Below are 9,379 nucleotides of genomic sequence, written 5' to 3'. Positions count from 1 at the left end.
ATACGAGATGATGACGGCAAGCAACCCGGCGCTCACCGCCGATACCGACCCGCTTCCTTCCCGCGATACCGGAATCGACATGCGCGGCTTCAGCGAATCGACGACGGATGATGCGCGAGCGCCGTCACTTGCATCGTCATGTACGGGAAGAGCGGCAGGCCGGACAAGATCGTGTGCAGTTCATCGTGCGAATCGACATCGAAGACGCTGTAGTTCGCATATTCGCCGACCACGCGATGCAACTGCTGCCATTTGCCTTGCCGCTGCAGTTCCTGCGAGTATTCCTTCTCGCGCGCCTTGATTTCATCGGCTTTGGCGGCGGGCATGTCGTGCGGCAGATGAACGTCCATTCTGACGAGATAAAGCATGATGTCCCCAATCGTTGTTGATGCGTTGATTCGATGATTCAAGCGCGCTTGTCGCGACGATAAAACGCGAGCTTCGCTTCATCGATCTGAAGCCCGAGGCCCGGTCCTTCCGGCAAGTGCAGATCGAAGTCGCGATACTGCGGACGCGCCGTGACGATGTCGTCCTTCAACAGCAGCGGCCCGAACAGTTCCGTGCCCCACGCGAGCTGCGGCAACGCGCTGAAACCATGCGCCGATGCAATCGAGCCGATGCTGCCTTCGAGCATCGTGCCGCCGTAGAGCGAGACGCCCGCCGCATCGGCGATGGCGGCCGTGCGCATCATTCCGTAGATGCCGCCGGACTTCGCGATCTTCAGCGCGAACACATCGGCGCATGCGTGACGCACGAGTTCGAGCGCGTCCTCGGGGCCCGTCACCGCTTCGTCGGCCATGATCGGCACGATGAAGCGCGCCGCGAGCCGCGCGAGCGTGCCGCGCTGCTCGCGCGGAGTCGGCTGTTCGATGAGATCGATGCCCGCTGCCTGAAGCGCTTCGATGCCGAGCGACGCATCGGTCTCGCTCCATGCCTGATTCACGTCGACGGTGACTTTCGCGCGATCGCCGAGCGCGGCCTTGATCTTCGATACATGCGCGACGTCATCGCGCACGCCGCGCCGGCCGATCTTCAGCTTGAATGTGTTGTGACGGCGTTCGGCCAGCAGCATTTCCGCTTCTTCGATATCGCGCTGCGTGTCGCCGCTCGCGAGCGTCCAGAGTACCGGAAGCGTCTTGCGCACCGCGCCGCCGAGCAACTCCGACACCGGCACGTTCAACCGCTTGCCTTGCGCGTCGAGCAGCGCCGTTTCGAGCGCGCACTTCGCGAAGCGATTGCCGCGCGCGACCTTGTTGAGCTTCAGCATCGCCGCGTTGATGTTGCTCGCATCCTGTCCGATGAGCGCGGGCGCGAGATAGGTATCGATCGTCAGCTTGATGCCTTCGGGGCTTTCATCGCCGTAAGACAGGCCGCCGATGGTCGTGGCTTCGCCAATGCCCTCGATGCCGTCGCTCGTGCGCAGACGGACGATGACGAGGGTTTGCTGCTGCATCGTCGCCATCGCGAGTTGATGCGCGCGAATGGTCGGGAGATCAACCAGAATCGCTTCGACGGAGGTGATTTGGGCGTTCATACCTGAAATGTCGGAATGGAGAGGTTGATGCAGTATTGCGCGCCCGTTTGCCGCCTGTCCAAGACCATTCGCGTCTAGTGCGATACCCCCCAGGTATGACGCGCGTCATCGCCCCCGATCCGTGCGCGCCGTGTAAGGAATCTTCTCCTCGTCATACAGCCGGTAAATGAGTTCGAGCATTTCCTTGATGTCGCGCGATTCGTCGAGCGCGCGCATGCTCATGATGACCGGCGAAACGAGCGTGGGATCGTCGAGTTCCTTGTAGCTCACGTCGTCGCGCTTCAGGCCGTGGACGCTGCTCGGCACGACGGAAATGCCTTCGCCCGCCGCGACGAGCCCCAGCGCGATCTGCAATTCGCGCACTTCGTAGATCTTGCGCGGCGCGAGCCCGCGATCCTGAAACGCCGCGAGCACCTGATCCGCATAACTCGGGCGCGGCGACTTCGGAAAGATGATGAGCGTCTCGTTGACGAGATCGCGCAGCGAGAGAATGGGCTTCGCGAGCGAGAGCGGGTGCCCGAGCGGAAGCGCGACGATCAGTTGCTCTTCGCGCAAGATCACGCGACGGATGTTGGCATCCTCATGACGAATGCGCCCGAAGCCCACATCGATGCGGCCATCCTTGAGCGCGCGGATCTGGTCCATCGTCGACATTTCGTGCAGGCTCAGTTCGACGGTCGCGTTCTCGTCGCGAAAGCGCCGGATGATCTTCGGCAGCATGCCGTAGAGCGTCGAGCCGACGAATCCCACCGAAAGACTGCGCTCGATATTGCCTACGCGGCGCGTCATCGATTCGAGTTCGGCGGTCTGCGCGAGCAACTGCACCGCATGCGAATAAAAGAACTTGCCGGTCTCCGTGAGCTTGAGCGGCCGCGAGTTGCGTTCGAAGAGTTGCACGCCGAGCGTTTCTTCGAGTTGCTGTATTTGACGGCTCAAAGGCGGTTGTGCGATATGCAGCCTTTCGGCCGCGCGCGTGAAGTTTCTTTCTTCCGCCACCGCCACGAAGTAACGCAGGTGTCGCAACTCCATTCAATACCTCCTGGATATGGCCCGATACTAAATCAGTGTTGGACTGGGCTTCTTTACGTCCATTATCCTGCCTTCACGCTCTGTTTCAACACCCGACTATACCTTCCGAGCATATCTGCACAGGTGATGAAGCGAGGGTTAACCCCCACCAGAAAATTGCGAGATTCAGGAGAAGACATGAGCATCAAAGTGTTCGATACGAAGGAAGTGCAGGACCTGCTGAAGGCCGCTGCGAACATCGGGAGTCAGGACGGCAATGCTCGCGCCAAAGAGATCACGCATCGCCTGTTGAGCGACCTCTTCAAGGCGATCGACGACCTCGACATGACGCCCGATGAAATCTGGGCCGGCGTCAATTACTTCAACAAGCTCGGTCAGGATGGCGAAGCGGCGTTGCTCGCCGCCGGCCTGGGTCTGGAGAAGTATCTCGACATCCGCATGGATGCCGCAGACCGCGAAGCCGATATCCACGGCGGCACGCCGCGCACCATCGAAGGCCCGCTGTATGTGGCCGGTGCGCCGGTGCGCGAGGGCGTGTCGAAGATCGATCTCGATCCCGATGCGAACGCCGGCCCGCTCGTCATTCGCGGCACGGTCACGGGTCACGATGGCAAGCCGGTTGCGAATGCGGTCGTCGAATGCTGGCACGCCAACTCGAACGGCTTCTACTCGCACTTCGACCCGACCGGCGCGCAAAGCGATTTCAATCTGCGCGGCGCAGTGAAAACGGGCGCGGACGGCAAGTACGAATTCCGCACGCTGATGCCGGTCGGATACGGCTGCCCGCCGCACGGCGCGACGCAGCAACTGCTGAACTCGCTCGCGCGTCATGGCAATCGTCCGGCGCACGTGCACTTCTTCGCGACGAGCGAGAAGCATCGCAAGCTGACGACGCAGATCAACATCGAAGGCGATCCGCTGATCTGGGATGACTTCGCTTATGCGACTCGCGAAGAACTCGTTCCGCATGTCGTCGAAAAGACGGGCGGCACGGCGCTGGGGCTGAAGGCCGACGCGTACAACGAAATCGTGTTCGACATCCAGTTGACGCCGCTCGTGCAGGGCAAGGACAACCAGCTCGTCCAGCGCCCGCGCGCATCCGTCACCGCGTAATTACGCAACAGCGGCGGTCAGCCCGCCGCCGCCCGAATCTCCGTACGACCCCTTCGATACCGATGCATGCGCTCCGTCGCCGGAACGCGCATAGGGAGAACTCATATGTCCGCCATCACCGACAAAGCCACGCAGCTCGATGAACTGCTGCAAAACGCCGTCCAGGACGACAAGGAGAGTGGCATCTTCCGTTGCCGCCGCGACATCTTCACGAACGCCGATCTGTTCGATCTCGAGATGAAACACATCTTCGAGAGCAACTGGGTGTATCTCGCGCACGAAAGCCAGATCCCGAACAACAACGATTACTACACGACGTGGATCGGCCGTCAGCCCATCGTGGTGACGCGCGACAAGACCGGCGAGTTGCACGCGGTCATCAATGCATGCGCGCACAAGGGGGCGATGCTCTGCCGCCGCAAGCACGGCAACAAGGGCAGCTTCACCTGTCCGTTCCATGGCTGGACGTTCTCCAACACCGGCAAGCTGCTGAAGGTGAAGGACGAGAAGACGACCGAATACCCGATCCAGTTCAACACGCACGGCTCGCACGATCTGCGCCGCGTGCCGCGTTTCCAGAACTATCGCGGCTTTCTCTTCGGCAGCCTGAATGCGGATTCGATGCCGCTCGAAGACTATCTCGGCGAGACGAAGGTCATCATCGATCAGATCGTCGATCAGGCGCCGAACGGCCTCGAAGTCTTGCGCGGCAATTCCTCGTACATCTACGACGGCAACTGGAAGATGCAGATGGAAAACGGCTGCGACGGTTATCACGTCAGCACCGTGCATTGGAATTACGCCGCGACGATGGGCCGCCGCAAGATCGAAGGCACCAAGGCCGTCGATGCGAATAGCTGGAGCAAGTCGGTCGCGGGCGTGTACGGATTCGATCATGGCCACATCCTGTTGTGGACGAAGACGATGAATCCGGAAGTGCGGCCGGTGTATCAGCATCGCGAAGAGATCAAGGCGCGCGTGGGCGAAGTGCAGGCGGATTACATCGTCAATCAGACGCGCAATCTGTGCCTCTATCCGAACGTCTTTCTGATGGATCAGTTCAGCACGCAGATTCGCGTGGTGCGCCCGCTTGGCGTCGACAAGACCGAAGTCAGCATCTTCTGCTTCGCGCCGAAGGGCGAGAGCGCCGAAGATCGCGCGACGCGCATCCGTCAGTACGAAGACTTCTTCAACGTGACCGGCATGGGCACGAGCGACGACCTCGAGGAATTCCGCGCGTGCCAGTCGGGTTATGCGGGCATCACGGCGATGTGGAACGACCTCTCGCGCGGCGCGCCGCTTTGGGTCCACGGTCCTGACGAGAACGCGCAGAACATGGGTATCAAGCCGCTCATTTCGGGCGAGCGCAGCGAAGACGAAGGACTCTTCGTCGTGCAGCACGAATACTGGGTCAACGTGATGCGCGACGCGTTGAAGAAGGAACAAGGGGAGGCACTGGCATGAGCTTCGACTACCTGAAAATCTGCGCGACGCTGTATCGCGAAGCGCGTCTGCTCGACGATCGTCAATGGGACGAATGGCTCGGCTGCTATGCGGAAGACGTCACGTACTGGATGCCCGCATGGGACGACGACGATCAGATCACCGATGACCACGAAAGTCAGATCTCGTTGATGTATTACCCGGATCGCGGCGGCCTCGAAGATCGCGTGTTCCGCATCAAGACCGAGCGCAGTGGCGCTTCGATGCCCGAGCCGCGCACGAGCCACAACGTCACCAACGTGGAAGTGCTGGCCGAGCGCGAGAACGAAGTGGATGTGCGCTACAACTTCGACACGCTCAATCACCGCTACAAGATCACCGATCATTTCTTCGGCACGATCTTCGTGACGCTGCGCAAGGTCGACGACATTCTGGTGATTGCGCACAAGAAGATTGTGCTGAAGAACGACTATATCCGCCAGGTGCTCGACGTCTATCACGTCTGACACTCGCGGTGACGAGACAGGAAGTAGGAGGCAACATGTCCAGCTACAACATTGCACTGAATTTCGAAGACGGCGTGACGCGTTTTGTCGAATGCAAGGCGGGCGAGAAAGTTCTCGACGCCGCATTCCGCGCCAAGATCAATCTGCCGATGGATTGCTCCGACGGCGTGTGCGGCACCTGCAAATGCCGCGCCGAAAGCGGCAACTATGATCTCGGCGACGACTACATCGAAGACGCGCTTTCCGACGACGAAAAGGAAAGCGGTCTCGTGCTCACCTGCCAGATGGTGCCATCGAGCGATTGCGTGATCGCGGTCCCGGCATCGTCGACGGCATGCAAGACCGCGCAGAGCAAGTTCGCCGCGACGGTCACGAAGATCGAGCCGCACAACGACGCCGCCGTCGTGCTCGAACTGGATGTGGATGCCGCTACGCCCGCGCCGGTTTTTCTGCCGGGCCAGTACGTGAATATCGATGTCCCGGGCAGCGGACAGCATCGTTCGTATTCGTTCTCGTCGGCGCCGGGCGCGACGAAGATCAGCTTTCTCATCAAGAAGATTCCCGGCGGCGTGATGAGCACATGGCTCGAATCCGCGCAGGCCGGTCACACGGTCGAGCTGACCGGTCCGCTCGGCAGTTTCTATCTGCGCGGGGTGGAGCGTCCGCTGCTGTTCCTCGCGGGCGGCACGGGTCTCGCGCCATTCCTCTCGATGCTCGAAGTGCTCGCACGCGCGAACTCGCAGCAGAAGATTCACCTCATCTATGGCGTGACGCGCGATCTCGATCTCGTGCAAGTCGAAGCGATCGAAGCCTATACGGCGCGGTTGCCGAACTTCACGTTCAGCACCGTCGTCGCGGATGCGGATTCGAACCATCCGCGCAAAGGCTGGGTGACGCAGCACATGCCCGCCGAATCGCTGAATGACGGCGATGTCGATGTGTATCTCTGCGGCCCGCCACCGATGGTCGATGCCGTGCGCAAGCACTTCGACGATAGCGGCGTGAAGCCCAACAGCTTCCACTACGAGAAGTTCACGCCCAACGCCGCGCCGGTGACAGCATGAGCACGCAACGATTTGCCGGCAAGGTGATGGTCGTGACCGGCGCGGCGCAGGGCATCGGGCGCGGCGTGGCGCTGCGTGCGGCGGCGGAAGGCGCGAAGGTGGTGCTCGTCGATCGCGCGGACTTCATCGGGGAAGTGGCCGCCGAAGCGCAGGGCGCGGATACGGCCGGCTTCGTCGCCGACATGGAAACGTATGAAGGCGCGGCATCCGCGATGGCGTTCGCAGCGCGCACGTTCAGCGGCATCGATATCCTGATCAACGGCGTCGGCGGCGCGATTCGCATGCGTCCGTTTGCCGAGTTCGAACCCGCGCAGATCGACGCCGAAATCCGGCGCTCGCTCATGCCGACGCTCTACGCGTGCCATGCCGTGTTGCCGCATATGCTCGAACGCGGGCGCGGAACCATCGTGAACGTGTCTTCGAACGCGACGCGCGGGATTCGTCGCGTGCCGTATTCGGCGGCGAAAGGCGGCGTCAACGCAATGACGCAGGCGCTCGCGATGGAATACGGCGAGCGCAACATCCGCGTGGTCGCAGCCGCGCCGGGCGGCACGGAAGCGCCCGCGCGACGCGTGCCGCGCAATGCGAGCGGCGACAGCGAGCAGGAAAAAGTCTGGATGGGCGAAGCGGTGAAGCAGGTCACCGAATCGACGTTCTTCAAACGCTACGGCACGCTGGACGAACAGATCGCGCCGATTCTCTTCCTCGCATCGGACGAAGCGAGCTATATCACCGGCGCGGTATTGCCCGTCGCCGGCGGCGATAACGGCTGATCTCACGGGAGACGCAATCATGAGTGAACGCAAGGCAATCGTTCCCGCGGGAATGGAAGCGGTCTACGAAAAGATCCGCTATGCGCCCGCGATCAAGGCCGGCAATACGATCTACGTGTCCGGGCAGATTGGACGCGATGCGAACATGCAACTGGTCGAAGACCGCGAAGCGCAGATCGTGCAGGCTTTCGACAATCTCGAGCTCGTGCTCGAAGCGGCGGGTGCTTCGTTGAGCGATGTCGTCGACGTGACGAGCTTTCATACCGACATGCGCGATCTGCCGTTGTTCATGCAGGTGCGCGAGCGTTATCTGAACACGCATCCGCTGCCGGCGTGGACCGCGATCGGCGCGCATATGCTCGGTGGTTCCGCGGGTTATATCGTCGAAATCAAGGCGGTCGCCGTAGTGACGGCGAGCGCGTCGTAACACGCAAGAAACGTCAACGTAAAAAGAACCGACCTTGCTGCGCCATGCACGCAGCAAGGAGAACGCGCGCGCGTTCATCGTTCCGCCTGATCAATACATTAAAAATCGCGGAATCAAAGCAAGTCCTACATCCTTGGAGACACCCATGCGGCAAATAGACGTGCAAAAGCTATGCGACGATGCCCGGTTCAGCAAGTTTCATTTGCTGCTTCTGTTCTGGTGCGCGCTCATCATCATCTTCGACGGATACGATCTCGCGGTCGTCGGGATCGCGCTTCCGTCGATCATGAGCGACATGGGCATTCAGCCGACGAGCGCCGGATTCATGGTGAGTTCCGCGCTGCTCGGCATGATGATCGGCGCGGTGTTTCTCGGCACGATTGCCGACAGGATCGGCCGCGTGCCCGCCATCGTCATTTGTCTGCTGCTGTTCAGCGTATTCACGGCCGCGGCCGGATTGACGCGCGATCCCGTGACGTTCGGCATCGCGCGCTTTCTCGCGGGACTGGGCATCGGCGGCGTCATGCCGAATGTCGTCGCGCAAATGACCGAGTATTCGCCGCGCAAGATCCGCAGCACGATGGTGACGCTGATGTTCAGCGGATATTCCGTCGGCGGCATGCTCGCGGCGCTCGTCGGCAAGGGGATGATCGAGCGCTACGGCTGGCAATCCGTCTTCATCGCGGCGGGCCTTCCGGCGCTGCTCGCGCCTGTGATCCTCAAGTACATGCCCGAGTCGCTCGCATTCCTCGTGCGAAACGAACGCGCGGCGCGCCTGAAGGACATTCTTTCGCGCGTCGATCCGCGCTATGTGCCGCAAGAGGCCGACCGCTTCGCGCTTTCCGATCGCGAAGCCGCGCCCGGTTCGCCGATCGCGCGACTCTTCGCCGAAGGACGCGGCATGAGCACCGTCATGTTGTGGATCGCGTTCTTCATGTGCCTCTTCATGGTCTACGCGCTGAGTTCGTGGCTGACGAAACTGATGGCTGGCGCGGGGCACAGCCTCGGCTCGGCGCTCACATTCGTGCTCGTTCTGAACTTCGGCGCGATGATCGGCGCGATCGGCGGCGGATGGCTCGCGGACCGCTTCAACATCAAGTACGTGCTGATCGCCATGTACGCGCTCGCCGCGATTTCCATCAGCCTGTTGGGCGTGAAGGTGCCGGTCGGCGTGCTGTTTTTCCTGGTGGGTCTCGCGGGCGCATCGACGATCGGCACGCAGATCGTCACGTATGCGTTCGCCGGTCAGTTCTATCCGACCGCGATCCGCTCGACGGGCATCGGCTGGGCGTCTGGCATCGGGCGCAGCGGGGCGATTCTCGCGCCTATCGTGATCGGCTTTCTCGTGAGCAAGGCGTTGCCGCTGCAGCAGAACTTCGTCGCCATCGCGGTGCCCGGCGTCATCGCGATGCTTGCCGTTTGTCTGATCGATGCGCGTCGTTCGCGCAATGACGCCATCGCCGTGGCCGCCGCCGATCCGGCGTAACGAC

General features: G+C 61.5%; 10 protein-coding genes. 7 read left to right on the top strand and 3 right to left on the bottom strand.

All coding sequences use genetic code 11. The features are described 5' to 3' along the window. Nucleotides 1-89: 89 nt before the first annotated feature. From catC to BG60_RS33975, 3 genes are all read right to left on the bottom strand, one after another. The gene (catC, locus tag BG60_RS33985; RefSeq protein WP_008347582.1) at nt 90-368 is read right to left on the bottom strand and encodes a muconolactone Delta-isomerase; all 279 of its coding nucleotides are present in this window, start codon (nt 366-368) and stop codon (nt 90-92) included. 38 nt (nt 369-406) lie between these two features. Further along, nucleotides 407-1,534, bottom strand: coding sequence for a muconate/chloromuconate family cycloisomerase (locus tag BG60_RS33980; RefSeq protein WP_008347583.1), 1,128 nt, complete (start codon nt 1,532-1,534; stop codon nt 407-409). A 105-nt stretch (nt 1,535-1,639) separates the two neighbouring features. Beyond that, nucleotides 1,640-2,563, bottom strand: a complete 924-nt coding sequence (locus BG60_RS33975) for a LysR family transcriptional regulator (RefSeq protein ID WP_008347585.1) — start codon at nt 2,561-2,563, stop codon at nt 1,640-1,642. Between the two features lie 177 nt (nt 2,564-2,740). Between BG60_RS33975 and catA the strand changes: the two genes are divergently transcribed. The 7 genes from catA to BG60_RS33940 all read left to right on the top strand — a co-directional run bounded on the left by catA (nt 2,741) and on the right by BG60_RS33940 (nt 9,375). Then, nucleotides 2,741-3,676 carry a catechol 1,2-dioxygenase gene (gene catA / locus BG60_RS33970; protein WP_008347586.1) on the top strand — a complete coding sequence of 312 codons (936 nt, stop codon included), beginning with the start codon at nt 2,741-2,743 and terminating at the stop codon, nt 3,674-3,676. 105 nt (nt 3,677-3,781) lie between these two features. After that, complete coding sequence (locus BG60_RS33965; RefSeq protein ID WP_033536408.1) at nt 3,782-5,140, top strand: Rieske 2Fe-2S domain-containing protein; 1,359 nt, start codon at nt 3,782-3,784, stop codon at nt 5,138-5,140. Further along, nucleotides 5,137-5,625, top strand: a complete 489-nt coding sequence (gene benB / locus BG60_RS33960) for a benzoate 1,2-dioxygenase small subunit (RefSeq protein ID WP_008347590.1) — start codon at nt 5,137-5,139, stop codon at nt 5,623-5,625. The genes BG60_RS33965 and benB overlap by 4 nt, the downstream gene beginning before the upstream one ends. Before the next feature lie 35 nt (nt 5,626-5,660). Beyond that, nucleotides 5,661-6,689, top strand: coding sequence for a benzoate 1,2-dioxygenase electron transfer component BenC (benC, locus tag BG60_RS33955; protein ID WP_008347593.1), 1,029 nt, complete (start codon nt 5,661-5,663; stop codon nt 6,687-6,689). Further along, entirely contained in the window at nt 6,686-7,462 is a 777-nt protein-coding gene (benD, locus tag BG60_RS33950) for a benzoate diol dehydrogenase BenD (protein WP_034474261.1), read from the top strand. The genes benC and benD overlap by 4 nt, the downstream gene beginning before the upstream one ends. Nucleotides 7,463-7,481: 19 nt before the next feature. Beyond that, nucleotides 7,482-7,889 carry a RidA family protein gene (locus BG60_RS33945; protein ID WP_033536407.1) on the top strand — a complete coding sequence of 136 codons (408 nt, stop codon included), beginning with the start codon at nt 7,482-7,484 and terminating at the stop codon, nt 7,887-7,889. 145 nt (nt 7,890-8,034) lie between these two features. After that, nucleotides 8,035-9,375, top strand: coding sequence for an MFS transporter (locus BG60_RS33940; RefSeq protein WP_008347599.1), 1,341 nt, complete (start codon nt 8,035-8,037; stop codon nt 9,373-9,375). Nucleotides 9,376-9,379 lie beyond the last annotated feature (4 nt).

It is taken from the genome of Caballeronia zhejiangensis (assembly GCF_000698575.1).
In the GTDB taxonomy this organism is placed as follows: Bacteria; Pseudomonadota; Gammaproteobacteria; order Burkholderiales; family Burkholderiaceae; genus Caballeronia; species Caballeronia zhejiangensis.
This window is presented reverse-complemented; position numbering and strand designations above follow the sequence as displayed.

What these genes read in the sequence shown, in the direction of transcription:
- catC (WP_008347582.1), bottom strand. Translation starts at nt 368, where the DNA reads ATGCTTTATCTCGTCAGAATGGACGTTCATCTGCCGCACGACATGCCC.
- BG60_RS33980 (WP_008347583.1), bottom strand. Translation starts at nt 1,534, where the DNA reads ATGAACGCCCAAATCACCTCCGTCGAAGCGATTCTGGTTGATCTCCCG.
- BG60_RS33975 (WP_008347585.1), bottom strand. Translation starts at nt 2,563, where the DNA reads ATGGAGTTGCGACACCTGCGTTACTTCGTGGCGGTGGCGGAAGAAAGA.
- catA (WP_008347586.1), top strand. Translation starts at nt 2,741, where the DNA reads ATGAGCATCAAAGTGTTCGATACGAAGGAAGTGCAGGACCTGCTGAAG.
- BG60_RS33965 (WP_033536408.1), top strand. Translation starts at nt 3,782, where the DNA reads ATGTCCGCCATCACCGACAAAGCCACGCAGCTCGATGAACTGCTGCAA.
- benB (WP_008347590.1), top strand. Translation starts at nt 5,137, where the DNA reads ATGAGCTTCGACTACCTGAAAATCTGCGCGACGCTGTATCGCGAAGCG.
- benC (WP_008347593.1), top strand. Translation starts at nt 5,661, where the DNA reads ATGTCCAGCTACAACATTGCACTGAATTTCGAAGACGGCGTGACGCGT.
- benD (WP_034474261.1), top strand. Translation starts at nt 6,686, where the DNA reads ATGAGCACGCAACGATTTGCCGGCAAGGTGATGGTCGTGACCGGCGCG.
- BG60_RS33945 (WP_033536407.1), top strand. Translation starts at nt 7,482, where the DNA reads ATGAGTGAACGCAAGGCAATCGTTCCCGCGGGAATGGAAGCGGTCTAC.
- BG60_RS33940 (WP_008347599.1), top strand. Translation starts at nt 8,035, where the DNA reads ATGCGGCAAATAGACGTGCAAAAGCTATGCGACGATGCCCGGTTCAGC.